Annotated in this window: 21 protein-coding genes; 16 read left to right on the top strand and 5 right to left on the bottom strand. The window is 45.0% G+C overall.

The window, feature by feature from the left end:
- Positions 1–64: 64 nt before the first annotated feature.
- The gene (locus J7K63_05945; protein MCD6234560.1) at positions 65–3,355 is read left to right on the top strand and encodes a PAS domain S-box protein; all 3,291 of its coding nucleotides are present in this window, start codon (positions 65–67) and stop codon (positions 3,353–3,355) included.
- A 22-nt stretch (positions 3,356–3,377) separates the two neighbouring features.
- Positions 3,378–5,057 carry a PAS domain-containing protein gene (locus J7K63_05940; protein MCD6234559.1) on the top strand — a complete coding sequence of 560 codons (1,680 nt, stop codon included), beginning with the start codon at positions 3,378–3,380 and terminating at the stop codon, positions 5,055–5,057.
- A gap of 42 nt (positions 5,058–5,099) precedes the next feature.
- Here J7K63_05940 and J7K63_05935 read toward each other — a convergent pair whose 3' ends face one another.
- Positions 5,100–5,843: a hypothetical protein gene (locus J7K63_05935; GenBank protein ID MCD6234558.1), complete on the bottom strand. Its 744-nt coding sequence runs from the start codon at positions 5,841–5,843 to the stop codon at positions 5,100–5,102.
- Positions 5,844–6,236: 393 nt separating this feature from the next.
- Between J7K63_05935 and J7K63_05930 the strand changes: the two genes are divergently transcribed.
- From J7K63_05930 to J7K63_05885, 10 genes are all read left to right on the top strand, one after another.
- Positions 6,237–6,830 carry a TetR/AcrR family transcriptional regulator gene (locus J7K63_05930; protein MCD6234557.1) on the top strand — a complete coding sequence of 198 codons (594 nt, stop codon included), beginning with the start codon at positions 6,237–6,239 and terminating at the stop codon, positions 6,828–6,830.
- A gap of 3 nt (positions 6,831–6,833) precedes the next feature.
- Complete coding sequence (locus J7K63_05925) at positions 6,834–9,503, top strand: RND family transporter (GenBank protein ID MCD6234556.1); 2,670 nt, start codon at positions 6,834–6,836, stop codon at positions 9,501–9,503.
- Entirely contained in the window at positions 9,500–10,306 is an 807-nt protein-coding gene (locus tag J7K63_05920) for an outer membrane lipoprotein-sorting protein (protein ID MCD6234555.1), read from the top strand. The genes J7K63_05925 and J7K63_05920 overlap by 4 nt, the downstream gene beginning before the upstream one ends.
- 11 nt (positions 10,307–10,317) lie before the next feature.
- On the top strand, positions 10,318–11,694 hold the full coding sequence (locus tag J7K63_05915) for a hypothetical protein (GenBank protein ID MCD6234554.1): 1,377 nt from the start codon (positions 10,318–10,320) through the stop codon (positions 11,692–11,694).
- Between the two features lie 405 nt (positions 11,695–12,099).
- A complete protein-coding gene (locus tag J7K63_05910; GenBank protein MCD6234553.1) occupies positions 12,100–12,354 on the top strand; it encodes a DUF493 domain-containing protein in 255 nt (84 codons plus the stop codon).
- A gap of 88 nt (positions 12,355–12,442) precedes the next feature.
- A complete protein-coding gene (locus tag J7K63_05905) occupies positions 12,443–13,216 on the top strand; it encodes a hypothetical protein (protein ID MCD6234552.1) in 774 nt (257 codons plus the stop codon).
- A complete protein-coding gene (locus tag J7K63_05900) occupies positions 13,150–14,550 on the top strand; it encodes a hypothetical protein (protein MCD6234551.1) in 1,401 nt (466 codons plus the stop codon). The genes J7K63_05905 and J7K63_05900 overlap by 67 nt, the downstream gene beginning before the upstream one ends.
- Before the next feature lie 11 nt (positions 14,551–14,561).
- Entirely contained in the window at positions 14,562–16,055 is a 1,494-nt protein-coding gene (locus tag J7K63_05895) for an N-acetylmuramoyl-L-alanine amidase (protein MCD6234550.1), read from the top strand.
- On the top strand, positions 16,030–16,887 hold the full coding sequence (locus tag J7K63_05890; GenBank protein MCD6234549.1) for a glutamate racemase: 858 nt from the start codon (positions 16,030–16,032) through the stop codon (positions 16,885–16,887). The genes J7K63_05895 and J7K63_05890 overlap by 26 nt, the downstream gene beginning before the upstream one ends.
- Positions 16,884–18,152, top strand: a complete 1,269-nt coding sequence (locus J7K63_05885) for a bifunctional folylpolyglutamate synthase/dihydrofolate synthase (protein MCD6234548.1) — start codon at positions 16,884–16,886, stop codon at positions 18,150–18,152. Before J7K63_05890 ends, J7K63_05885 begins: the two co-directional genes overlap by 4 nt.
- On the opposite strand, the gene J7K63_05880 is transcribed toward J7K63_05885, so the two are convergent.
- The 4 genes from J7K63_05880 to J7K63_05865 are packed head-to-tail and all read right to left on the bottom strand — an operon-like array spanning position 18,132 to position 21,972.
- Positions 18,132–19,475: a C1 family peptidase gene (locus tag J7K63_05880; protein MCD6234547.1), complete on the bottom strand. Its 1,344-nt coding sequence runs from the start codon at positions 19,473–19,475 to the stop codon at positions 18,132–18,134. The two genes, J7K63_05885 and J7K63_05880, sit on opposite strands and share 21 nt — an antisense overlap.
- Before the next feature lie 6 nt (positions 19,476–19,481).
- On the bottom strand, positions 19,482–20,495 hold the full coding sequence (locus tag J7K63_05875; GenBank protein MCD6234546.1) for an alpha/beta fold hydrolase: 1,014 nt from the start codon (positions 20,493–20,495) through the stop codon (positions 19,482–19,484).
- A 23-nt stretch (positions 20,496–20,518) separates the two neighbouring features.
- Positions 20,519–21,364, bottom strand: a complete 846-nt coding sequence (locus J7K63_05870) for a glycosyltransferase (protein MCD6234545.1) — start codon at positions 21,362–21,364, stop codon at positions 20,519–20,521.
- A complete protein-coding gene (locus tag J7K63_05865) occupies positions 21,361–21,972 on the bottom strand; it encodes a hypothetical protein (GenBank protein MCD6234544.1) in 612 nt (203 codons plus the stop codon). The genes J7K63_05870 and J7K63_05865 overlap by 4 nt, the downstream gene beginning before the upstream one ends.
- Before the next feature lie 184 nt (positions 21,973–22,156).
- Between J7K63_05865 and J7K63_05860 the strand changes: the two genes are divergently transcribed.
- The 4 genes from J7K63_05860 to J7K63_05845 are packed head-to-tail and all read left to right on the top strand — an operon-like array spanning position 22,157 to position 25,946.
- A complete protein-coding gene (locus J7K63_05860; protein ID MCD6234543.1) occupies positions 22,157–22,804 on the top strand; it encodes a redox-sensing transcriptional repressor Rex in 648 nt (215 codons plus the stop codon).
- Positions 22,773–23,039 carry a (2Fe-2S) ferredoxin domain-containing protein gene (locus J7K63_05855; protein ID MCD6234542.1) on the top strand — a complete coding sequence of 89 codons (267 nt, stop codon included), beginning with the start codon at positions 22,773–22,775 and terminating at the stop codon, positions 23,037–23,039. Before J7K63_05860 ends, J7K63_05855 begins: the two co-directional genes overlap by 32 nt.
- The gene (locus tag J7K63_05850; protein MCD6234541.1) at positions 23,036–24,772 is read left to right on the top strand and encodes a 4Fe-4S binding protein; all 1,737 of its coding nucleotides are present in this window, start codon (positions 23,036–23,038) and stop codon (positions 24,770–24,772) included. The genes J7K63_05855 and J7K63_05850 overlap by 4 nt, the downstream gene beginning before the upstream one ends.
- Positions 24,759–25,946, top strand: coding sequence for a SpoIIE family protein phosphatase (locus tag J7K63_05845; protein ID MCD6234540.1), 1,188 nt, complete (start codon positions 24,759–24,761; stop codon positions 25,944–25,946). Before J7K63_05850 ends, J7K63_05845 begins: the two co-directional genes overlap by 14 nt.
- Positions 25,947–25,951: the final 5 nt, after the last annotated feature.

Below are 25,951 nucleotides of genomic sequence, written 5' to 3'. Positions count from 1 at the left end.
CCCCCGCTTAATCCCCGGGGATTGAAATCCAGGCAAGTGACACATTAACTTTTTCGGAGATTTCATGATTAAAAAAAATCTGACAATCCTCATTGTCGAAGACGAACATCTGATTGCTTTGGATACAGCCATGCTCCTTGAAGATCACGGGTATAAAACACGGATCGCTGATTGTGGCGAATCAGCCCTGGAAATCGTGAACAATCATGCGGATATTGATCTGATTTTAATGGATATTGACCTGGGACCGGGCATGGACGGACCGGAAACCGCAAAAATCATTCTTAAAAAGCACAGCATACCCATTGTGTTTCTGACATCACATTCTGAAGAAGAAATGGTTGAAAAGGTCCGCACTATCACCCGGTATGGTTATGTAATAAAAAACTCCGGTGATTTTGTCCTTCTCTCATCCATTGAGATGGCGTTTGAGCTTCATGATGCCCATATAAAACTCCAAAAACAGCTCTGTGCCCTGGAAGAGAGTGAACGCAAACACGAAATCTTTATCAATTCTATTGATGATTTTGCATATCTGAAAGATGAATCATTCCGTTACATACTGATCAATGATGCCAATGCCCGATTTTTTAACAGAAGAAAGCGGGAGATTCTGGGTAAAACCGATTTTGATCTGTTACCCCGCCAACATGCCGAAAAGTACCGCAGGTCAGACGAATTGGCCATCCGGGAAAATAAAATCATCATCTCAAAGGAGGAGATTGACGGGAAAATCTATGAAACCCGAAATTTCCCGGTTCCTCTTGCCCGGAATAAAATGGGGGTTGGCGCTTATATACGGGATATTACAGAGCAGACTCGTATTGAAAACCAATTAAAGGAAAGCGAAGAAAAATTTCGTTCACTCGCTGAAGCCTCACCTTTTGCCATCATGATCTACCAGGATAACTATTGGGTTTATACCAACCCTGCCGGCGAACAAATCTCCGGATTCAGTGCAGAAGAACTCTATCGGCAAAAATTCTGGGAGATTGTTCATCCTGATTATAAGTCTTTGGTAAAAGATCGGGGATTGAAAAGGCAATCCGGCCAGGAAACCACGAATTCCTATGAACTCATCATTAAGAAAAAAAACGGATCAGATTGCTGGGTGTATCTGAACGGACGGTCAATAACTTATCAGGGAAAACCGGCGGGGCTGATATCCATTGCAGACATCACAGACCGTAAAACTGCCGAAGAAAAACTGAAACTTTCGGAAAAAACGTACAAAGATATAATCAACAGCATTTCTGAAGCTGTTTTTATACAAGATCCGGAGGGAATCATTCTGTTTATGAATGACACGGTCGAAGAAATGTACGGGTACAGCAAGAAAGAAATCCTTGGTAAAACCCACCATTTTCTGGCAGCTCCAGGCAAAAATGATTTAAAGACTATTGATCAACAGATTAAAAATGCATACAACGGAAATCGGGAACGGCTGATATTCCGGGCCCGTAAAAAGGACGGCACGATTTTTCCCAAAGAAATCAGTCTTTCACCGGGCACCTATTTTGGTAAAAAAGTTGTGATTGCAGTGGCCTGGGATATTACTGAACGCTTGAAACAGGAAACCATCCTGAAAGAAAGCAAATCCAGATATAAAGCCCTTTTCAACGATAATAATTCTGTCATGATCCTTTTAGACCCTGAAACAGGCAACATCACAAACGCGAACCGGGCGGCAGTTGCTTATTATGGCTGGCCAATTGAAAAACTTCGTGGAATGAATATATCTGAAATCAACACCCTCCCATTTGAAAAAATCAAAGCAGCAATGACAGAAGCACAGACTGGAGGGAAAAAGCAATTCGTTTTTAAACACCGGCTTGCCAACGGAAAAATCCGGGATGTGGAGGTATACAGCGGTCCCATCGACATCGGCGGAAAACATCTTCTCTATTCCATTGTCCATGATATCACCGCGCGGAAAAAAGCCCAAGAAGCCCTTCGCGAAAGAGAAGAATATCTGTCCATCACCCTTCACTCCATCGGAGATGCCGTGATTGCTACAGATATTGAAGGCAACATCACACAGATGAACCCCGTGGCGGAAAATCTGACGGGCTGGCGCTTTGATGAAGCAAAAGGACACCCGTTGCACACGGTTTTTCACATCATCAATGTGCATACACGCCAGAAGGTTATGGATCCTGTTGCCATCGTCCTGAAAACAGGCAAACTTGCCGGACTGGCGAATCATACCGTGCTGATTGCCAAAGACGGAAAAGAATATCACATATCGGACAGTGCGGCCCCCATCGTGGATAAAAACGGTCAAATCCGCGGTGTGATTCTCGTCTTCTCCAATGTGACGGAAAAATATAAGATCCGGGAAAAAATCCGGGAAAGCGAGCGAATGCTCAACACACTTATCGGCAATCTGCCCGGTATGGTTTACCGGTGTAAAAACAAACCGGGCTGGCCGATGGAATTTGTCAGTCCCGGTTCCATCAAACTCACCGGTTACCCCCCTGAAGATTTTTATGTAAGGTCAACACTGTATAACGAAATCATCCATCCCGATGACCGACAAATGGTATGGGATGATATTCAAAAATGTGTCCGTGAGAAGAAACACTTCAGCATCCAATATCGGATTCATGATATAAATCAGAAGGAAAAATGGGTTCATGAACAGGGGCAGGGTGTTTTTTCAGAAAATGGGGAAATTATTGCTCTGGAAGGATTTATCCGCGATATCACATCGAGAAAAAAAGCGTACATAGAAATAGAAAACCTTTTGAAGGAGAAGGAAATCCTTCTTCGGGAAATCCATCACAGAACAAAGAACAACATGAACACCCTGGCAAACCTCTTATCCCTGCAGGAAAAACAACTGGATGACGAAATAGCCGCTTCCGCCCTCAGGAATGCCCAAAACCGGATTAAAACCATGGTTTCTATTTACGACAAACTCTTTAAATCTGACAACTTCCGGGAAATTTCCACGCGCTTTTACCTGGATGATTTAATTCAAAAAGTAAGTGTTTCATTCAACGAACCCGGGAAAGTTAAAATACAAAAACACATTCAGGACCTGACATTAGATCCCAATACGCTGTTTACTATCGGGCTGATCATCAATGAACTCCTGACCAATTCTTATAAATACGCATTCCCCGAAGGCCGTCAGGGCCAAATAACCCTTGAGTTCTTACAAAAGGATTCCAACACCCTGGCCCTGCATTATTCCGACAATGGCGTTGGTTTTACCCAAAAACCCCTTCAGGATCAAACTGGTGGCTTTGGTTTAAAATTGATTTATTTGCTCACAGACCAGTTAAAAGGTTCAATCACACTGCACGGGCAGGGAGGTACGCAGTGTATCATTACTTTTCCAATGAAATAAAATCATAAAGAGAAGGACAACCATGTACAATCCGGACTTCAGTGCAGATTCATTTCAAATCATCATCAATTTCCTGCCTATCTTTGGTGCCGGGTATCTGTTATTTGGGCTTATCAGTGACCGGAACAGGGATGTTCGGGGCGGGTTTTTCTTTTCATTACTCATGATTGCATCGGCTGTTTATACATTCGGTTACTATTTTGAAGTACACAGCTCCGATGTAGATACAGCTTTTATGTTCGTGTCCATTGAGTATATCGGCTTAGCCTTTCTGGGGACCTTGTGGGTGCTTTTTATCATGGAATACACGGGACGTTTTATGAAACACCGCCGGTATATTGCAACATTCATGATATTGTTCTCGCTAATAACTCTCTTCGTTGTCAATTCCAACCCGGCCCATGAGCTTTATTACAAAAATCTGGGGCTCATTAAACTGGAACATCTGTCCCTTTTGACCTTTGGCAGAGGGCCCTGGTATTGGATTTTCTTATCTTATACAAATATTTGCTTTCTCATCGGCACCATACTCCTTTTCTATGCCTGGTATTCATGCAATGAGAAAGTCCGGAAACGGTTTTCCCTTCTTTTTATTGGTTCATTGTTTCCGTGGATAGCTCTCATCATTAATCTGACATCCCATAATAATCTGAAAATTGATTTTGGTCCATTCGGAATCCTGGCAGCCGCGCTGATATTTATCTATAACGTCTATGCTTATAAACTTTTCGAGCTCCTTCCGGCGGCTACAAAAACTGTTTTTGAATCCATGCAGGACGGGGTTGTGATCCTAAACCGGGAAAATCTTATCACAGACTGTAATCAGGCGGCTGTTCGCCTTTTGGGAAAGGCGCACACACAGAAGGGGTCTGATGCAGCATCTCTCTTTAACCAGGAAATGTTTCAAAAAATCCTTAATTTTCATCATAATGATGAAAAGATTATAATTCCTTACAAACAAAACGGGAAAGAAATCATTTTGGAAATTCGCGCCTCTAAAATACTGGATTATATGGGGGAAAATAACGGGACACTTCTGATCCTCAGGGATATTACGACCCAAATGGCCGATGAAGAGGAAATCCGCAATCTGCTGGCTGAAAAAGAAATTCTCCTCCGGGAAGTCCATCACCGCATTAAAAACAACATGAATACCATCGCAGGCTTTTTAACCCTCCAGGCCCGGAGCATGGCAGACAAAGGAGCGGTTGCGGTTCTGCAGGAAGCTAAAAATAAAGTTTCAGGTATGATGATGATCTACGACAAACTCATGCATACCAACGATTTTACCAATATTTCTTCGGCTGATTATCTGAACCAACTGATTGACTATATTATCTCATCCTATGATAATGAATCGAAAATACAAATTATCAGACAGCTTGATGATGAAATCCTGGATTCAAAAATCATGTTTCAGCTTGGCATTATTCTGAATGAACTGTTAACGAACTCCTACAAGTATGCCTTTTCCGACAGAACAAGCGGCCAGATTGATATCATCTTCAGGGTTGCAAATGAGTCTCTTACACTCATCTACAGGGATAACGGAAATGTCCTTCCTGAAGAAGCCATGGAAAAAACAATACCCGGACTCGGGTTAAAACTGATATCCCTCCTGGTCCGCCAGTTGAAAGGAACGCTGGATATCGACCGTAAAGAAGGAACGGAATTTAAAATTGAAATCCCAAAAAACACATAAAAATTAAATTATTATATATAAATGTAGTTTTCCCCACCCCGTTTATTCGGGAAAAACTTCTCTCATTAATTTGAGCGTTTTCCGTTTCTCATTTTTATACAGAAAATAAGAGATGACGGAGGTCACCAGGGCGCCGGCACTTCCCAGAATCAGGTCGGACATCGTGTCCCTGAGTCCACTCCCCTGATAAGAACGACCGATCAGGCTGGTCCCTTCCGGTAAATCCCACTTCTGCATGGCCGTTCCAAAATAGACATCCATTAGAAATTCAAATATTTCCCATATTACAGCAATCGTCACGGAAAAAGTGAATGCAAAAACAGCAATCAGAAGTGGGTTAAAATCCATGCTGTATTTATGATTTATTTTATAGACAATTAAAAAACCAATAAAACCGATCATGGCACCGGAAAGGGTATGCAGAAGATCGTCCCACCAGAAAAACCGGTAATACATATCGAAACGGGCGCTGAGATACACGCCGGCATACATAAACAGAATCAATAGAAGCTCGAGCTGTTGGGGAAAATGAATATGTCGCCACTTCTCAATATAATCTGGCAAAAAGGACAGGATCAAAGCCAGGATAGCCAGAAAAACCAGTTCGGACTGATTGGCGGTTGCTTCAAGAACCTCTCCTTCATTGACCTCGGCATCCTTATAGATATCCAGAACCACTACAAGACCGTTCAGGAGAATGGAACTGATCAGCATAATCCGAATCAGCCAGATTATGGCGCCCGGGGTGATAATCTTCTTTTTATTCTTTTTCCGTCGTGTCTGCATATATTTACACCATAAAGGATACGCTGTTTTAATTTCTGTAATTAAACTTTCATTTCAAAGGAAAGAGTAGGAAGGGGGCGAGGGGGAGAAGTCCAGCGCCTTCGGCATTCAAGCGCTATTTCATGGCATTTCAAAATTCAATTGTCTTCGGTGTTTAAGGTTTTTTTGAAAGCCGAAGGTATTTGAACACTGCGAAGCAGTGCCGGAATGTTTAATATATCCATCCCGGATCAATGCGATAGTCCCGAAAACCACCATAGGCGGTAAATTAAAAGATTTATGAATTCATGAATGTTTCGTCGTTTAAAAATTTGTTTCTTTTGTTTCAAAAAATTATATTAACAATGAGTGAGCGCTCACTTGCAAAATATAAACAGGCAGGATAAAAGCATAATGACAAAACAGCAACAACGATACTTCCAAATTTTACAGGCCGCTTATGCGTTGCTTGAAAGCGGCAATTTTCAAAATATGACCACAGCACGGATAGCTGCACTGGCAGGCGTTGCCGAAGGGACTATTTACCGGTATTTTAAAAATAAACGTCATCTCCTGTTTGAAGTATTGGACTTTTATGGACAGTCCATCGCTAACCGTATCTTTTCCAAAGCGTTGCCGAACCAGGATTTAAAAACAAATCTCGAGGGATTTGTAGACAGTTTCTTTTTATCCCTCCGGCAGGATGCCCCCTTTTTCAGGGTGATGCACAAAGTCCTGAGTGAAATCGATGATCCGGAAATTTACCCTCTGCTTCGGGACACGTTTATCCGTCATTCAAAAAGCATCCGCGAGGTTTTTGAATGGGCCCGACAGAAGGGAGAAATAACACTGACCGATGAAGAAACCGATAACATGGTCCATGGCCTGTGGGGCATTGCAGACAGTTTTATGATCCGGGTTGTTCTGCAAATACACACTCCTATCCAGAAGCGCGAAGTGGCATATATGGTTTCCGCATTCACCCGTCAACTCTTCAGTAAGGAATAAAAGATGCATAAGATGTTAAAATATCCCAGAACAATTATCATCATAACGATTCTCATAACAATATTTTTTGGACTTGAACTGCCCAATATCCGTGTCAACAATGATCTTTCTTTGTTTCTGGGCGAAAACAACCCGGCAAAAACCGCTTATGATGCCATGCAGGATGTCTATGAAAATACCGATGCCATGGTCATTGCCCTGCACAACCCTTATGGCAGCATCCTGACACCCGAAACCCTGACGCTGATTGACGATCTTACCCGTCATCTGGATACTATCCCCCTGATTCGTTCCGTCATAAGCCTGACCAATGCCGATTACATCACCGGGTCACCGGAAGGACTGATTGTAGAGCCCCTCCTTCCCAAAGGGGAAGCAGATGGTAATATGGTTAATACACTGAAATCCCGTCTTCTTTCCTGGCCGGATATGTACCGGTTGATGCTCTATAGTGAAAACATGAAATCCACCCAGATTATCCTCTATATGGAATCCGGGCTGGAAGTGGAAAAACTCGAAAGTGTCTATGAAAAAACTCTGACTGTCTTAAACGACAGGGATATGGGCAATCTTGAAACCTACATAGCCGGTGCACCTGCCATTTCTGTCCTCCTCAAGGAAAAGATGTACAGCGACATAAAACAACTGATTCCTGTTGTCGTTCTGGTCATCATTGTTATCCTTTTTTTCTCCTTTCGAACCCCCGCCGGTGTTGTTTTACCCCTGCTCACCGTGGCCATGTCCAGTATCTGGACGCTGGGGTTCATGAGTTTTCTTGACGTACATCTAACCATGGTGGGAACAGCTATTCCGGTTATACTCATCAGTGTGGGAAGTGCCTACTGCATTCATTTGCTGAGTCACTACTATGACGAAATTCTAAATTTGGGGCACTCGGTAGATACACAGGAGCAGCATCGCAAGGTCATCCAAAATGTCTTACACCAGGTGGGAAAACCCATTGCCCTTGCGGCACTGACCACGATGGTTGGGTTCGGATCCCTGTTCAGCGGCTCTATTATTCCCCTTCGGGAAAGCGGAATTTTCCTGGCTTTCGGTGTCTTAACCGCTTTGGGAATTACCCTTTTATTTATACCGTCTCTGCTCATTCTCCGACGGCATCAATTAAAAAAAAAGAATTCATCAATTTCAAAACAACATCACTCACGAATGGATCGTTTTCTTCTCTTTTTTTACGATTCCTTTGCTCGTCACAGCGTTCGTAACTTACTGATAACTCTTGCAATTGTTGCCCTTTGTTTCGCAGGAATTCCCCGGATTCTCGTTGACACAAACATGATTGAAAACTTCCGTCCCGAAACACCTATAGCTCAGGCAGACCGTTTTCAGAATGAAACATTCGGCGGTACAACCCTGCTGAGCGTGATTATTGACGGCGGAGAAAAGGGATCCCTCCTGAATCCGGAAATTCTCCAGGCAGTAGACAATTGTGCCGACTATCTGGAGCAGGAAGTCCCCCAGGTAGGAAAGGTGATAACTCTCACCGATCTGATCAAACGCATGAATCAGATCATGCATATCCCTCCGGAAAAAGAGGAAGAAACACAGAAATCCACAGCACAAGACATTCAGGAAGATACCGGCTTTTCATTTGAGGCGTTTGAAGAATCAAACAAAAAAGTCCCGGAGGATACAGGGTTTACTTTTGAGGATATTGAGTCAGCTTTGGAACCTCAAACAACTTCAGAAGAAGAAATGCCGATAATTACCTCTGATACTGACTATCCAACTCTTTCGGAAGAAAACTTCATGACCATTCTTCATGACATTCGCAGGGATCACAGCTCCGGAATACTTACGGCAGACCAGCTGATCGATGAATTGGCACGGCGGACCAATTATAAAGGGGCGGCATATTATGAAATTCCAACCAATGCGTCCAAATACCCGGCAGCCCGTGGAGAACTTCAAAATCTGATTTCCCAGTATCTTTTACTTTACAGCGGTTCCCTGGGCGAATTTGCCGATGACCCGCTGGAACCATCCCAAACACGAATGATAGTACAGATTAAATCCCCAAGAAATGCCTCCGTACTGGACGTAGAAGAAAAAATCCTGGATTACGCCAGGAACACATTTCCGAAAGGATATACCGTACGGGTTACCGGTCTGGGAAAACTGACATGTTCCGTCAATAATCTGGTCATCCGTTCCCAAGCCAGTAGCATCATCACATCTTTTCTGATTGTTTTTTCTATCCTTGCCCTTTCTTATCACTCCTTTCTGGCAGGCCTGTACGGTCTCATCACTCTCTCCCTTTCGCTCCTGATAAATTTCGGTGTAATGGGCTTTTTTAATATCAAGCTGGACATGGGATCTTCCATGGTTGCATCCATAGCTATCGGCATCGGCATTGATTACACCATTCATTTTCTCAGTGCCTATTGCCGTGAACGGGAAAAGACGAGCAACCTGGAAATTGTGACCAAAAACACCCTCACAACCGCCGGCAAGGCAATTCTTTTCAATGCCATTGCCGTCGGTGCCGGATTTGCCGTCCTCATATATTCCAACTTTACACCTCTGAAAAACCTGGGAATACTCATCGCTCTGACGATGTTAACATCCTCTGTCGGCGCAATAACAGTCCTACCGGCTCTTTTGAACACATTTAAACCACAGTTCATTCTTAAATCAGGGAGGAAACAATGAAATTCACATGCTTTTTCCTTTCTCTGTTCCTGTTTTCTCAGACAGCATGGGCTTTGACAGGACAGGATATCATTGACAAAATGGATGCCCGGGATCAGGGAAAAACCATGCATTCCATCATGAAAATGACTCTGATCGATAAAAAGGGGGAAGAAACTGAACGAATCATCGAAACCTGGACCATGTTGTATGACAAGGAAAAAAATCTTCACCAAAGCGTAATGGAATTTAAATCGCCGGCAACCGTTAAAGGAACCCGGTTCTTGCAAATTGAGCAGGCAGGCCGGGATGACGATCAGTGGATTTATCTTCCGGCCCTTGGCCAGGTCCGCCGCATTGCCGCTTCAGAAGGAAGTTCTTCCTTTATGGGATCGGATTTTACCTATGACGATATGCAACTTCAGAATAACCGGGAAAATGAAAAACATACACTCCTCCGGGAAGATACACTGGGCACATATCCATGCTGGGTTGTGGAAAGCAAAAGTACCAAACCCGATAAAAGTTCTTATGACAAACTGGTCTCCTGGATCAGCAAGGAACATCTGATACCTCTCCGGGTGGAATTCTACAACAAAAAAAACGGAGAACTGCTGAAAATAATGCTCGTAAAGCAAAACATCGGGAAAATAGACGGCATCTGGACAGTATTTGAAACGGAAATGAAAAATGTCCGGGAAAACCATGTAACCCTTTTAACCATTCTTCGTAATGGGGACGGACTTCCGTTTATCGAATACAACAAAAAGATTGATCCGCGCCGGTTTACCCGAAATTTTCTGCAGACCGGCCGTGCAGAATAGGAGGTCATATCATGAAAAAACGCTTTTTTTTCTTTTGTCTTTTTTTAACTGCTACAGCATTAACAGGACAAAGTGCTTTTAATACCGGTGAATTATTTGAAACAGAAGAAGAACTCATATCTTCTCCTTTAACCTGGTCCGGATACTATGAATTTGAACCCCGTTTTTTTATGAAGGACCCGGCTCCGGCGGACTATGAAACAATCCATGTTCTGGATCTGGCTTTTAATATTGACAAAGAAAAACTGGCCATGAAGGGGGATTTCCGGATTCAACACAACGATGATGTAAACCTGAGCCTGAAAGAACTCTATGTGTCTGCCTACCTGGGACGTTTTCAGATACACGCAGGAAACCAGGTGATTGTATGGGGTAAGGGTGACGAACTCCACATTGTGGATTTAATCAATGCAGATGATTACCGGGATTTTTTCTTTCCTGATTACCTGCGAAGGCGACGTGGTGAAAACATGCTGAGAATCAACACTATCGTAGGCCCATATAAATGGAATGCCAATCTGGAACTTATTTACACTCCCGGTTTTTCTAAAATGACATTCCCCGCATCCGGCCCCTGGCAGCCCCAGGTATATCAAGCCTTAAACACCATTCTGGATGCCTGTCCCGGAATTTTAATGTCAGAAGAAAGCTATCATAAGCTCCATGACGGACAATTTGCCGCCCGGTGGACACAAACGGTGGGGCGTTTTGATTTGGGACTTTCCTGGTACCGGGGCAAACTGCGCATTCCATCAGTACAGTTTATCCCCGACCTATCAAATTCCCTTTATCCGGCAGGTACAATTAAACTTCAGAATAATCCGGTAACGGTTATCGGTCTGGAAGGTGGAACAGCTTTGGGAAAAGTGAATCTCCGGGGAGAAGCTGCCCGGTATATCACCTCCGATACGAAAGGAAACAAACCGGGTATCCAGAATTCGAAATGGTCCATATTGTTGGGCGGAGACATGAACCTTCCTCTTCACAATCTCAACCTGAATATTCAATATCAGAAGGACTTTGTCCCGGACGAGAAAATGAATCCCATGATGCCCTGCTTTGAAGACATTGCGCAAGGACTGGCGAATCAGCTTGGACTGGAACCGGCTCTCTTTGAAGGCGGTATTCTGAATAATTACTATGATTACCACCTGGTTACCGCCCGCCTGGCGGACAGTTTTTTCAGGGAACAGTTTAAGCCGGAAATTCAGTGTGTCTATAATGTGGATGCAAAAGATTATATGATCACCCTGAAATTGAATCAAAAATTAACCGAAGGATTATATGCCATCGGTATTTATCGCCTTTTTGAAGGAGAACCGGGGACATTGTTCGGACAATACAACAACAATGATTTTGTGTCTTTGCGGATGGAATATGTTTTTTGAGTGGCAAGTTATAAGTTCCGTGTCTCGGTACGCCGCCTGTGACAACCTGCCCGGTAACTATGCCTTGAGTTGTGAGTATGCCGGCAATATCGCTGTTTTTGACGGGCGAATCTATATAGAAGAAAACTGTAAACTTTCATCGTTTTCTGAGAGTTTTACAATGCATGAGATGGATCTTTTTTCTGTGAGACCTGCAGCCCAAAAGATAAAAGATGTTTATAATATATGAAAATCACTATTTTATTGCACCCCCGGGGAAAAAATAGCACCGGGTCCTCAGGAAAACAAGATCATATTGTTAATCATATATTAATTCAAAATGCTCGAATTCTATTCCCTCTCCTCTTTCCATTGTCTCTACAATCACATAACTTCCCAAAAAACATTCTTTCAAAAAGAAAAGATATGCCCGGTAAACCCAAAATCACATACCCTTGCTCCTGGACTTTCCGTATCATCGGAGAAAATTCACATGTGATTGAATCCGCTGTTGCCTCTTTGATTCCCAATGCCGATTCCTATTCATTGAAACCGGGGAATATAAGCAAAAAAGGAAAGTATGTAAGCTTACATCTCCATGTTGTTGTTTTGTCTGATGAACAAAAAAACTCTTACAAACAATTCCTGCTAAAACAATCAGGCATTCATTTTATTCTCTGAATAATGTGGAATATCACTATTTAATTGAAAATATATAGTAAATATATAATAACGTTGATGTTATTGATTTTGTTTTGTAAACTTTCCCATGATACCGAAACGCTTGATTCTTTGTCTTTTCCTCCTTCCCGGCGTCCTGTCCGGAGTGGAATTTTTTTCCCGAACGATAGGCCGGGACGGGCTTGCATGGCTTGACATCACACTTTTCACCGATTCTCTTCTTGTGAATTCACAAAACACCTGTCGGATCCGGGGATATCACACCCCTTTCATCAAAGAGGGCGGTTTCCAGGTTTTAAACTATAAAAAAACGTCATCTGTCGGATTGGATTGTTCTTTTCAGTTCCATGATTTGTTGGCTTCCCAGGAATTTGACACTCAGATTATCCGACATTTCACGTCACAGCTCACAGGCTACCTTGCTCTTAACTGGACGCGGGCTTCCACACCTGAGACAAAGGCAGTTCATGCGTTTTCCTTGTCCTGGCGGCTGCTGCTGCACCCTGTTCCCGAATTCTATACCAGCCTCGGATATTCTTTCATCCCAGTCTTAACTCTCCCGAAAGGAGGTCCTGCTTTAAATACGCCGGCATGGTTCGGTACATTCGGTCTGGATATCCTGCCTGAATTTTACCTGACAGCCGGTGTATACTGCCGGGATGGGTTTTCGCCGGATTGGGGGTGGGGAACAACATTCAGCGCCGGACAATTCACGGCATGGCATGCGGCCTGGTTTAGCCTGAGCCGCGCACTCCATGCTTCTTTTTCACTTTCTTACCGTTCCTGGAGCTTTCAATGGCAGTGTCGATGGCATCCCTCTATCGGTTTATGTTACGGATCCTCTGTGTCCCGGGAATTCTGAGTCTTCTATATGCCGAAACATCATTCATGGTCATGGAAGATCCGGAGTTGCTCAGCCTGGAACCGGATTCGGTAGCGACGGGGAATATCCGTTTTCAAATCCGCTCAGGAAACGACTTTATCTATTCTCACCGCTGCAATATATCACTGACTCCGGCATTCTCATTCCGAACATTTGGACGGGCCGGGATAGAGAAGAGCGTGACAGGTTTCTCGTTTCACACAAGAACCAACAATATATCTCTCAGTACCGGGCCGGTATTGGTTTCACATGCCCGGGGGTGGATTGTCGGCAAAGCCACGCCCCGCAGGTCCTTGTATCCAGGAAATATGCAACTTAAACCGTCTACTGCAATCCGAAAAGGGCCTTATACTTATTCACCTTTCTCGGGATATGCCTTCATAGGGCTGGGAAACACGTCCGCAACACTTTTCCTCAGCGAAAGGGGCGTGGGGTTTTCCCTGGAGATTCACCGCCCAGACAGGGCTATCGCTCTCTATCAAAGTCCAGACCAGTGGCAGGAAGCGATGATTCAAATTTGCAGAGAAGCTTTTTTGGTAGAAACAAACATATCATATCAGTGCAATTTCAAACAATGGGGACATGCAAGCGGAGCTTTGACAATCAAAAGAAAAAGCAGCGGTATCATTTTTCTGGCATACACAACTTCAGACCGTTTTAATCCCCTTTACGGCAAAAATCCCTGGTTCGGCGGTGACAAATCCGGGTGCTCCGGTGCCGGATGGGGCTTATCTGTCAGGGCAAAAAGCGGTTATACCCTTAAAACAACTACGATACAGCAAAACAGAAGAGACGGTTATGACAGAAAAACAGAACTATACCTTTCCGCAATCATTGGAAGCATGAAATCCGAGACACTCATTCGTCTGTGTTCCGAACATACCATTCGTGAGATATCAGCCCCGCCATCCCTTCTTACGTATATAAAAAGCCACATGTTCACATTAAAACAATCCTTCTTTCTGCCGGTCACTTCATGGATGGAAGTGCAAAACATCTTTCTGTTGGCAACAGACTTCCGCCACACTGTATCTGCCGGACTTTTTCATCTGACATTAAAAGACAATCGTGCAACATTGAAAATACAAGTCAGCCAAATCATGGGGGGAGAAGCGGAATTGTGGTACACCCGTCTCTATTGTGGAAAACAACTTATTATCCAAAAAGCCGGAAAAGAAAGCTTTACCGCCCTGGACATCACCACTTTCTTTCCCATGAAATCGGTGGAGACCGGCATAGGATTTTCAACAAGCCGTGGGGATAATCGGGGTGTGCTCCAATTGCAAATTGCTTTGGATTCTATGAACCGGTAAATTATAACAATATGGTAAAAAAATGGCGCTACACACTTCTGCTTGCTTTTATTTTTCCTGTCCTGTTACAGGGAACCGCAACAATCAATGTCAAGCAAACAACCCTGGATCCCGGTGTTGAAATTTCCGTGCACAAGCTATATGGCTATCCCTGGATTTCTGCATCGGAATTTCTGCTAAACCTTGGTGAAAATCCCACGTCAGATACAACAATCCGGGCAGTAAACGGGCGTCTGGGCGGGCGCCTGGTTACGATTCGCGGAGGAAGTGCCTTTATTCATTTTGATGTCAACACCTATCATCTTCCGGCTCCGGTGGAGCGTTTCGGAGATGAACTCCTGATACCCCTGTATGAGTGGATCCGTTTTCTCCACACCCGTATCTATCCGGACCTGACATTTTCCCCGGAAAGACGAACGCTGATTCTTGAGCCTGAATCCTATAGCATTCGGGATCTCGTCATCCAGAATTTCAAAAACGGATCAACTCTTCGTATTGAAACCACAAGATTATTCCGTGAACGGGACATCAACATCTGGGAGGGCCGCAACGGTTGGCTTTACTGTACCATTTACGGGGCAACCGGAGATACTATACAGCTCAACAGGACCTATAATTCCGGCATTCTTCGCAGCATCATTCCCATTCAGTCCGGTGAAACTTTCCAGCTTTCTATCCGCTTGCGGAATGCTATATCAGGATACGATTTTTATATTGATCCCGAAAGCCGGAGTATAAATATCAATTTGAGGAAACCATCCTCTTTATCTGCATCGGAACAAACCCGGGAAGCGTCGGAAAAATGGCTGATCGACACTATTGTTTTGGATGCAGGTCATGGCGGGCGGGATCCCGGCGCCATAGGGGCAGACGGAACCCGGGAAAAAGATATCGTTTTGGACATCACCCTCCGTTTGGGGCGCATGCTTGAAAGGGAACTGGGTATTCATGTGATTTACACCCGTAAAACCGACATATTCATTCCTTTACACCAACGGACCAAAATAGCCAATAACGCGAATGGAAAACTTTTTATAAGCATTCACTGTAACAGTCATAATAACAGACGGGTGAGAGGCAGTGAAACTCTTTTTCTGGCGCCCCGACTGACAGAAGAAGCGATAAAAATTGCCGAAACAGAAAACAAGGTGATACAGCTGGAAGAGAACCAGGAAATCTATGAAAAAATTACAAACGAACAGTATATCCTGGCAGCTATGGCTCAAAGTACCTTTATGAAAGAAAGTGAAGATCTGGCAGCCCTGGTGGAGAAAAACTATATTCGTAATCTGAAAACAACATCCCGCGGCGTGAAACAGGCCGGGTTTTATGTGCTATTGGGGGCTTCCATGCCAAATATCCTGACAGAAGTCAGTTTTATTTCCAACAAATCGGACCTGCAAAAACTGAAGCGGGCTTCTTACCGTCAGAAAGTTGCTGAATCTCTTTTCCAGGCCATTAAAGAGTTTAAAGATAAATATGAAAAAGATATTCCCAACCACTGACCTTGCCACATTGCCCGTGGGAATTTTCGACAGCGGCCTGGGCGGACTTACCGTTTATCGTCAAATTCGCTCTCTGTTACCATCGGAAAACATCATTTATCTTGGAGATACAGCGCGGGTCCCTTATGGATCCAAAAGTACCGATACAATCCGCGATTTTGCCACACAAATTACACGGTTTTTATTGGATCAACCTGTCAAAGCCATTGTTATCGCCTGTAATACGGCATCGAGTCTTGCCCTGGATGCCGTTCGTTCACTGACAGATCTTCCCGTTGTTAATGTCATCGACCCCGGTGTTCAGAAAGCCGTGCATGCAACTCAAAACGGGCATATCGCCGTCATTGGAACAACGGCAACCATCGAAAGTGGTGCCTATACAACGCAGGTTCAGAAAGTAAATCCGGATATTCAGGTCTACGCTACAGCCTGCCCCCTGTTTGTCCCTCTCGTGGAAGAAGGATGGGAAGATCATCCGGTGGCCCAACAGATTGCCCGGGAATATCTGGATCCTTTGATTCGGCAGAACATTGACACTCTTATCCTGGGATGTACCCATTATCCTATCCTGAAGCCGGCTTTGAAAGCCATCCTCCCGCCTCACATCAACATTGTGGATTCATCCCGGGTTGTGGCTCGTTCTGTAAAAGAAGCACTGACTCACCATTACTTGTTAAATCCTCAGGCCAAAGCGGGAACCGATCTTTTTTATGTCACCGATTATCCCCGGAAATTTACGGCCATCAGCAGCCGCTTTCTTGGATATGAACCGGATCATGTACAAAAAATATCCATAGAAACTCTGAACCGTTATTCTCTGCGAAAACAATGAGAGATTATTTAAACGACCTGTACGCCCGGTTGGGCGGGCAGATGAAACTGGGGCTCGGACGGACCCTGGAATTCATGGCATGGCTTCATCATCCTGAACTGACTTTTCCGGCGATTCATGTGGCCGGGACTAACGGTAAAGGGTCTGTTGTCGCTTTATGTGAAGCAATCCTGCGTCATGGCGGATACCTGACCGGACGTTTTACATCTCCACATCTTGTTCACTTTAATGAGCGTATCCGGATCAACGGGAACCCTGTGTCTGAAGACAGGATCGAAGCGTTGATCACACAGTGGCACCCATGGCTGGATAGTCATGACATTTCCTTTTTTGAAATCACCACGGGCCTTGCCTTTCACCTTTTCCGGGAAAACGCTGTTAATGCCGCAATCGTGGAAACCGGTCTGGGCGGACGCCTGGATTCAACCAATGTCCTCAAACCCCGGGTTACCGTTATCACATCCGTAAACCTGGATCACACCCGGATTCTGGGTGACACGCTGGATCTGATTGCGACAGAAAAAGCAGGAATTATCAAAAATGGAACACCTCTTGTCACCTGTTATCAGGATCCGCTTGTTATGAATGTGCTTGAAGAAAAAGCAAAAGATAAAAAAGCTCCCTTTTATATCACCAAGCCCGAAGAGTATGTCCGGGATGTGCGTATGAATCCCCGGGGCATGTCTCTCTGCCTTCAACAGACGGGAGAATGGGTGGACACACCCCTGGCAGGTTTTCACCAATTGGAAAACTTTGCCCTTGCAATAAAAGCCTGCGAACTTTTCACCGGGGACAATCTGCCGTTATCCGCTATCATTCAGGGACTTACAACAGTCCAGTGGAAAGGGCGATTTGAATTGTTATCGGAAAAACCTCTGGTCTATTACGACGTGGCCCACAATCCGGCCGGGGTGCAGCGGTTAAAAGAACTTGTCCTGAACCTTTATCCTAAAAAACCTTTAACATTAATCATTGGCATGCTGGGAGATAAAGAAACTTACGAAATTGTGGATATCCTCTTACCCCATGCCAGAGCCTGTTATCTGACGCCCGTCAAATCCCACCGGAGTATGACACCTGAAGCCCTTCGGGAGCTCTCCGCCGACCGACCGGGCACCTGCGTTGTTCCCTCCGTGCGCCACGCCATTCTGGAAGCCCTGCAAAGCACACCCGATGACGGATTGATCCTTATCTACGGAAGTCACTATATTGCACCCGATGTCTATCAGACAATCTCCAGTCCGTCAAAACCGGAAAGCCAATGATCCCATGGGATCCCAGGGTTTCAAAACCACCGGTTTTTGCTCTGCTGCCTGACGCAGTTCCGGACTTAAATATTTCTTGTGAATTACCACCTGATAATTGTATTCATCAAACCACTCATCCGTCATAATAAAGAAACCCTCTTTCCCGGATTTTTCGCTCCAGCTGTTTTCTACTTTCCATCGCACCGGCTTTTCGTTTACACAGTGAACGCCGGTAAAAACCATGGCATGGGTCAGCATACTCTCGCCATAATTCAGGCGGCCGGCTTTATCAAGATCAAAAGTGGTCTCCAGGGCATCCTCATACAAAAAAAGTTGCGTATCCATAACACCACTTTCCCGGTCTGACAATTGCCCCACATCACACCCAAACCAAACCGGTTCGCCGGCCTTTAGCTGGGCAAGGGCCAATGATTTCAGGGTTTTAATATCTACATTCAGGTATTTAACCGGACGACCTTCCAAAACACTTCCAAGAAATTGAACCGTATACGTTTTCATGAAAGGTTTGTCTTCCGTGGGTGCATGAATTACACTGATATAATCTGCCGGCTTCTTATCCAGATATTTTTCATAAAAGGTAAGGGGGGTCAAGTTCCGGTCATCATGATATTTTTTATCATCATCCCGGTATTCAAAATCAAAGGATACCGGTGGATTTCCCAGAAAGGAGACCAGCATATCATAGATTTTTTCCAGGATCTGTTCTTTTTCCGTCCGGAGATCATCCTCCCCGGCACCTTTGGCAGCCATCTCCCGAAGCCGGGACGCCGAGGCTCTGAGTTTAAGGGTCAATAGTTGATTCATCCGATGTGTATTGCTGCTGTGAAAGGTTTCGGGCATCGCCTGTTTAGGAACGATACCGTATTTTTCCACCAACCCTGCAAACATATCCCACTGGCCTCCATCCTGTACCGGATTCTTCATCAGCCACATGACAATCCGGCTGTCTGTAGTTTCATTGCGGGTTTCTATTATATTTTCCAGAAAATAATTGGATTTTTCAAATTTGTCCCAGAACAGCGGATAACTCTGGGAAAGTTCAAAATCCTTTACTTTAATCTTTTGGGCTATTGCAAAACGGAATGTGTTCAGGGCGGCAAATATCCAGCACCGGCCGCTTTTCTCCTGATTGGTGATTTTTCCGGTAGGAATTTCATGTGAGAATGTAAAGATATTTTGAACGGTTGAATCATGGTTCAACACCGTTTTATCAATCCCGTTTTGAATGATACTGTTCCTGAGAACGTGTTTAGGAGGATTGTCCTTTAAATTTCCCCTGCATTGGGACAGAAATTGGGTCGTTATGTGTCTTTTCGTCATGTGATATTACCTTTCTAAAAATGTGTGAATGACGGGTATCACCCTGTCTATTTCCGGCGTGATGCCCAGATGTCCGTATTTATTGTCCAAAATGAAAGTCTCTGCATTTAAACGATCTGCCAGATCCAAAGCCGGTTGTGGCATCACCAGATGATCCCGGCGGTTCACAATGACCAAAAGGTCGGCAATAGCTTCCGAGACCGCTTCATCATAACCATTTTCAAAGTGTTTCCCAATATTGTGGTTCATCATGGCCTTCAACTGACTTTCCCAGTTATAGCTGTTAAATACCCGTCCGGAGGATTGCTCAAATTTCTCCAGGTAATCCTCAAATTTCTCCACCGGTATCTCAGTGACCAGATATTCCGGTGTCCGGGCTACCAAATCCTGGGACATATCCAGCAACATCATCAGGCGTTTCTCGGGGACCCGGTACGTGCGTGCCATTTGAATCAGCCGAAGTTGAAACTCTTTGTGCAGCAAGTCCCCGGATGTCATGCGGGGTGTACTCACATAAGCAACCACTTTATCCATAAAGGAGGGATAGGTAACCAACCATTCAAATGCCTGCATACTGCCCATGGATCCTCCTACAACGGCATATACATGATTCAAGCGCAGGGTTTGTGTGAGAACCAGGTACTGTGCCCGGACCATATCCAGAATGGTAAACTCGGGAAAAAGGTCGTCTTTTTGCGTAATACTGTTAGACGGTGAAGAGGAAACGCCGTTGCCGAAGGCATCCATAATAATGATCGTAAAACGCGTCGTGTCAATAAAGTTATAGGCCCGAATCAGTCCTTCCACATGCTCCGACGTTCCTCCGAACCATGTGGGAAAAACAACAATCTCATCTTCGTCGCGGGGAAAAGTCCCGACAATGCGATATCCCACACGGCAATTCTCAATAACATCTCCGTCAAAAAGTGTGAAATCGCCGATCTCGGCAAATTGCTGGAGAGACGCTCCATGAAGAACGGAAACACTGATTATTATGAGAAACATCCATCTGTATTTCATGATTCTTTCCTCTGACGATTGTTTCACAATTGTTGAAGCATAAAGTTATATCTTTCCAGCTTTTTTTCCCACGTATTCCCGTTAACTTTCCGTTTCAGAGCCCCCTGATATAAAACCGTCAGTTTGTGGATCAGTTCTTGCAGTACGGCCACTTTTTTATCCCTGGAAAGTTCCGGATTGTCTTTCAACAATTTTTCCAGAGCCTTCACGCGGAAACGATCCATTCCCCACAAGGACCGGGAAAGCTGATCCTTGTGTCCTCCATATTTTATAATGCCCGCTTCGGGCAGAAGACCTACCGGTTCACGGAGGGAAATCCGAAGCCACAAATCGTAATCCTCACAGACCGGAAGAGACTCATCAAAGCCGCCGGTCTCCTCGAAAAGCCGCCGCTCAAAAAGTACGGCCGAAGGACTCACAAGACAACGTTTCAGGCTGGGCAGGAAAATATCTCCGTGAACTTTCGTGTGTTTTTTCATGGGATTTACCCGCCTCCCCCGGCGAATCCAGATTTCCTGTGTCTGACAGATCCGGAAAGAGGAGTTTGCCTTTAACCAGGATTCCTGCAGGGCCAGTTTGTCCCGGAGCCATTCATCATCACTATCCAAAAGGGCAATCCAGTTTCCGGATGAAGCCCGGATTCCCAGGTTTCGTGCGGCCGAAACTCCCTTGTTCTCCTGATGTACTACACAAATTTTATCTCCATAATCCGCTAATACAGAAGGTGTTCCGTCCGTTGAGCCGTCATCAACAACAAGAATTTCATCTGCCGGCCGGCTCTGCTTCAACACGCTGTCTACGGCCCGCCGGATGGTGTGTTCGCGATTATATACGGGAATAATGACAGAAATACGCATTGCAGGTTTCATGATAAAAGGGCTTCGGCTAATGTCTGCGAGCAGTCAGACAGGTGTTGTTTCAATTCAACAGATGATTGAGGACCAACCTGATCGCTGACACATTTGAGCACATAGGCAGGAATTCCATGTCTGCATGCCCAGTCCATCACGGCCCAGGCTTCCATATCCACAATATCCGCTTTGAATTGATTTTTCAACCTTTCTCTGAATTCAACTGTATTTTGGCTGCAACCAACTGTTATACAGGTTTTTACAGTCTGAATGTCTGAGGGTGTTTTTCCGGGTTTTTGAATCGTATGATCCCATTCGGCAATAACCTTTTCCGGCACAACAATATCCCCCGGCGACAGGTCATCCCTCAGAGAACCACAGGTCCCGGCATTTACAATCCGTGAAATCTCCATATCAGAGGGAAGAGCATCTAAAGCATCCCGGACCGCACCAGAGCCAACCCCTGTCTGTAACAAATAAAATGGAATATCTTGCCATTCAGCATGGTATAAGTGCTTTCTTTTGCTCAGGGAATAACGGGCTTTCAAATCAATCTTTTGAAACACAGAATGCAGTTCCCCTTTCAGGGCAAACACAATGAGCGTTCCATACGCAATACCGGTCATTCCGTAAATTAGAATAATCCATACTCCTTTTCCCTGTTTTTCTAAAAAATCAATCCTTTTGTATTAACCTGTTAAATGGAAACAGGAATAATGTGAATGTTCTAAATTTTAATGTGAATAATTTCACAATATTATGGGTTTTTGTTTTTTATTTTTGTATACTTTTGTGAGAAAAGGAGTGTCAATGAACGTACAAAATCACATCACCCGCCTGTCCCGTTACAAATCGGTCCTGGTTCGGATGCATGCAATCGGTATTGCCCGGGTCCATGCTGACACACTGGCAGAAGCCATCGGATCCACGCCGGCCCAGGTCCGGAAGGACTTTTCCATTTTCGGAATCCGGGGACAAAAACGGGGAGGATACCGTATTCATGATCTGATTGAAAAGATAAGAGAAATTCTCGGCCTTGATCAGACGGTTCCCGTGATACTGGCCGGATATGGAAACCTTGGCAAAGCCCTTTCATTGCATCCTGGTTTTCAAAAAGGGAAGATACGCATCGCCGCAGCCTTTGATCCCCTGGCCGAAACCCCGATCTCAAACACGGCTGTTCCGGTATATCCTCCGAAAAAAATGGATGAATATATTCCTAAGAACGGAATCCGCCATGCTATTTTGGCTGTTCCCGATACGGTGGCACAGGATGTTTTTGATCATCTGTACCAACTGGGGATCCGCGGCTTCATGTCCTTTTCCTCCATACCCTTGCGGGTACCTGAAGATGCATTTGTCAATCAGGTGGACCTGGAATCTGAACTGGAAACCGTTATTTTTTATACCAAAAACAGGGAGAACAATGGAAAGAAAGCGTCAGCCCCTGCATCTTGAAATCTGCATGGGCAGTTCCTGTTTTAGCCGGGGGAATCGATACAATCTGCAGATTCTCCGGGAATTCATCCGCGAGCAGGGCCTTGAGGACTGGATTACAATCGAAGGCCGCTTATGCAGTGGTTCCTGTTCAAAGGGACCGGTCATCAACATTAACGGACGGGAATATCCGGAAGTTCATCCGGATTCTGTTAAAGATTTAATCCTCCACGTATTGGAAGGAGGAAACAAATGAATGCTTCCTATCCGATTTATACCGGTGTTACCGATTGTCAGGACTGTTATAAATGTGTTCGCCACTGTCCGGTAAAGGCAATCCGAATTGAAGAAGGGAAAGCATCCGTGATTTCCGGGGATTGCATTCTCTGCGGGCATTGCGTGGAAGTGTGCCCGTCCGGAGCAAAAAAGATCCGAAACGACATTGAACGGGTAAAAAATTTGATCCGGTTGAAAGAAAAAGTATTTGTTTCTCTGGCGCCCTCTTATATCAGCGAGTTTCCGGGACTCCACAGATCTCAGCTGATTCGCGCCCTGAAGCGTCTGGGCTTTTCTGAAGTTTCAGAAACCGCCCTGGGGGCTCAGGAAGTATCTGCCCATATTGCCCGGACGCTGGACCATGCCACACCGGGATATTATCTGTCTTCCGCCTGCCCATCCGCCGTGGAGCTGATCCGAAAACATTACCCTGCTTTTCATGAGGCCGTCACATCCTTTCAATCACCCATGCAGGTCCATGCCGGCATTCTGAAAGAAATGTACGGGTCTGACATCGCTGTCGTGTTTATTGGTCCCTGCATTGCAAAAAAGGATGAATCAGACAGACATCCTGACCGGGTCAATGCTGCTATTACCTTTAAAAATCTCCTGGATTGGTTTAAGCAGGAAGGAATTGATCCGGCATCAGAACCTGTATTACCGGAAGAAAAATTTGTCCCCGAAACAGCGCGAGAAGGGGCTATGTACCCTGTTGAAGGGGGGATGATTTCCGGCGTGCGTTCTGAATGTTCACTTCATGATCCTGCATTCATGTCCTTTTCCGGTGTAGAAAATATACAGATGGCTCTGAACGGGTTAGAACAATTCCGGCCGGACCGCCCTGTCTTCATTGAATTGCTTACATGCAAAGGGGGATGTATTAACGGTCCTGCCCGTCTGAACAACGGCAGTACGGTCATTAAAAGGTATGCTGTTTTGAATCAGGCAGCATATCCTGCTGAAGAGCTTCCCCGGCCGCCCCGAAGAGAAATTGAAGAAACTTTTTCACAGACAGCGGTTCACATGCCCGAATATTCTGATTCGGACATCACCCGCGCCTTACACCTGGTAGGCAAATATACCCCCTCAGATGAATTAAATTGTGGCGGATGCGGATACAATAGCTGTCGAGACTTCGCCATTCAATTACTGAACGGGAGGGCCGAACGGGAAATGTGCGTGACTTATATGCGTAAACTTGCCCAGAAAAAGGCCAATGCTCTTTTACGTTCTATTCCTTCGGGTGTTGTGATTGTCAACGATGAATTAAAAATTGTTGAATGTAACAGGAATTTTGCACGGCTCATCGGGAAAGACAGTGTGAAAGTTTTCGAAGCACGGCCGGGAATGGAAGGCGCATTGCTTGAAAAAGTGATTCCTTTCGCCCATCTTTTCAGAACAGTTCTGGAAGATGGTGAAGATATTCTGAATAAGGATATCCGCTATGATAAACGTATTCTTCACGGATCTGTCTTCACCATCGAAAAACACCGTATCGTGGGTGGTGTTTTTCAGGATATCACCACACCGGCCATGCAAAAGGAACATATTATCCGGAAAACAAGGAACGTGATAGAAAAAAATCTGGAGACAGTGCAAAAAATCGCTTATCTCCTGGGTGAAAATGCGTCCGAAACACAGGTTGTACTGGATTCCATTGTCAAATCCTTTGCATCGGATATACCTGACAAGAATAAGCATGAAAAAACATAAAATTTTCGTTGAAACGGAGCATCATCAATATCACAAACGGGGGCAACTGGTTTGTGGAGATACTTTTCTTTCAAGAAAGCTGAAAGAAGAGAAACGGGTTATATCTGTCCTCTCCGACGGGTTGGGAAGCGGTGTGAAAGCCAATGTATTGTCCACCATGACGGCAACCATGGCCTTAAATTATATTTCATACCATTATGATTTGAAAGAGACTGCCCGGGCCATTATCCGCACCCTGCCGGTCTGCAGTCAGAGAAAAATAAGCTATGCCACGTTTACCATTGCCGAAATCGACCATAACAACAGGGTTTATCTGGTGGAATACGGTAACCCGCCGACAATTGTCATCCGGGACGGTCGGCCCCTGCCCTTAGAACGGCAGGAAATGTCCCTGACGCGTATGGATCGCATACACGACACCTTATACTACTCTGCGTTCAACGGTGAGCTTGGAGACAGAATTATCCTGCTTTCAGACGGGATAACACAAAGCGGTATCGGCACAAAACAGTTTCCCTTTGGGTGGGGCGAGAAGGCACTAAGCGATTTTGCCTGTCAGCTCTTAAAACAGCAGCCGGGAATCAATGCCCGTACTTTAGCCAGAATCATCACGGATAAAGCTCTGGCTTATGACCATAAAACTCCCTATGACGACATGACATGCGGAGTCATGACCTTACGTCATCCCAGAGAGCTGCTTTTAATCACAGGTCCGCCGATTGACAAAAAGAACGATTCCCGCATGGCAGATCTTTTCAATACATTTCCGGGAACGCGTATTATTTGCGGAGGAACAACGGCAAACATCATCGCCCGGGAAACAGGCCGGAAGCTGACGGTGAATCTGAAAGATTTTGATCCGGAAATTCCTGCCACATCCACAATGGAAGGGGCGGATCTGGTGACTGAAGGATCCATAACGCTGGGTAAAGTTTTACAAATCCTGGAAAACGGCTGTAATCCGGATAACCTGCCCTCCAACGGAGCCGGTCGGCTGATACATCATTTTCTGAATTCGGATAAAATCAGTTTTCTTGTGGGAACCAAAATCAATGAAGCTCACCAGGACCCCAATGTCCCGGTGGAATTGGAAATCAGGCGAAACCTTGTTAAACAGATTACCCGGCTTTTGGAGACAAAATATTTAAAGGAAGTGACCATAACATTTATATAGAGGTA

Source organism: Candidatus Neomarinimicrobiota bacterium, assembly GCA_021157965.1.
GTDB lineage: Bacteria > Fidelibacterota > Fidelibacteria > Fidelibacterales > Fidelibacteraceae > Fidelibacter.
The sequence above is the reverse complement of the archived record's forward strand: the minus strand, read 5'-3'. Positions and strand labels throughout refer to the sequence as shown.

Excerpts from the sequence above, each read along its gene's own strand:
- J7K63_05945 (MCD6234560.1), top strand. The coding sequence starts at position 65 with ATGATTAAAAAAAATCTGACAATCCTCATTGTCGAAGACGAACATCTG.
- J7K63_05940 (MCD6234559.1), top strand. The coding sequence starts at position 3,378 with ATGTACAATCCGGACTTCAGTGCAGATTCATTTCAAATCATCATCAAT.
- J7K63_05935 (MCD6234558.1), bottom strand. The coding sequence starts at position 5,843 with ATGCAGACACGACGGAAAAAGAATAAAAAGAAGATTATCACCCCGGGC.
- J7K63_05930 (MCD6234557.1), top strand. The coding sequence starts at position 6,237 with ATGACAAAACAGCAACAACGATACTTCCAAATTTTACAGGCCGCTTAT.
- J7K63_05925 (MCD6234556.1), top strand. The coding sequence starts at position 6,834 with ATGCATAAGATGTTAAAATATCCCAGAACAATTATCATCATAACGATT.
- J7K63_05920 (MCD6234555.1), top strand. The coding sequence starts at position 9,500 with ATGAAATTCACATGCTTTTTCCTTTCTCTGTTCCTGTTTTCTCAGACA.
- J7K63_05915 (MCD6234554.1), top strand. The coding sequence starts at position 10,318 with ATGAAAAAACGCTTTTTTTTCTTTTGTCTTTTTTTAACTGCTACAGCA.
- J7K63_05910 (MCD6234553.1), top strand. The coding sequence starts at position 12,100 with ATGCCCGGTAAACCCAAAATCACATACCCTTGCTCCTGGACTTTCCGT.
- J7K63_05905 (MCD6234552.1), top strand. The coding sequence starts at position 12,443 with ATGATACCGAAACGCTTGATTCTTTGTCTTTTCCTCCTTCCCGGCGTC.
- J7K63_05900 (MCD6234551.1), top strand. The coding sequence starts at position 13,150 with ATGGCAGTGTCGATGGCATCCCTCTATCGGTTTATGTTACGGATCCTC.
- J7K63_05895 (MCD6234550.1), top strand. The coding sequence starts at position 14,562 with ATGGTAAAAAAATGGCGCTACACACTTCTGCTTGCTTTTATTTTTCCT.
- J7K63_05890 (MCD6234549.1), top strand. The coding sequence starts at position 16,030 with ATGAAAAAGATATTCCCAACCACTGACCTTGCCACATTGCCCGTGGGA.
- J7K63_05885 (MCD6234548.1), top strand. The coding sequence starts at position 16,884 with ATGAGAGATTATTTAAACGACCTGTACGCCCGGTTGGGCGGGCAGATG.
- J7K63_05880 (MCD6234547.1), bottom strand. The coding sequence starts at position 19,475 with ATGACGAAAAGACACATAACGACCCAATTTCTGTCCCAATGCAGGGGA.
- J7K63_05875 (MCD6234546.1), bottom strand. The coding sequence starts at position 20,495 with ATGAAATACAGATGGATGTTTCTCATAATAATCAGTGTTTCCGTTCTT.
- J7K63_05870 (MCD6234545.1), bottom strand. The coding sequence starts at position 21,364 with ATGAAACCTGCAATGCGTATTTCTGTCATTATTCCCGTATATAATCGC.
- J7K63_05865 (MCD6234544.1), bottom strand. The coding sequence starts at position 21,972 with ATGACCGGTATTGCGTATGGAACGCTCATTGTGTTTGCCCTGAAAGGG.
- J7K63_05860 (MCD6234543.1), top strand. The coding sequence starts at position 22,157 with ATGAACGTACAAAATCACATCACCCGCCTGTCCCGTTACAAATCGGTC.
- J7K63_05855 (MCD6234542.1), top strand. The coding sequence starts at position 22,773 with ATGGAAAGAAAGCGTCAGCCCCTGCATCTTGAAATCTGCATGGGCAGT.
- J7K63_05850 (MCD6234541.1), top strand. The coding sequence starts at position 23,036 with ATGAATGCTTCCTATCCGATTTATACCGGTGTTACCGATTGTCAGGAC.
- J7K63_05845 (MCD6234540.1), top strand. The coding sequence starts at position 24,759 with ATGAAAAAACATAAAATTTTCGTTGAAACGGAGCATCATCAATATCAC.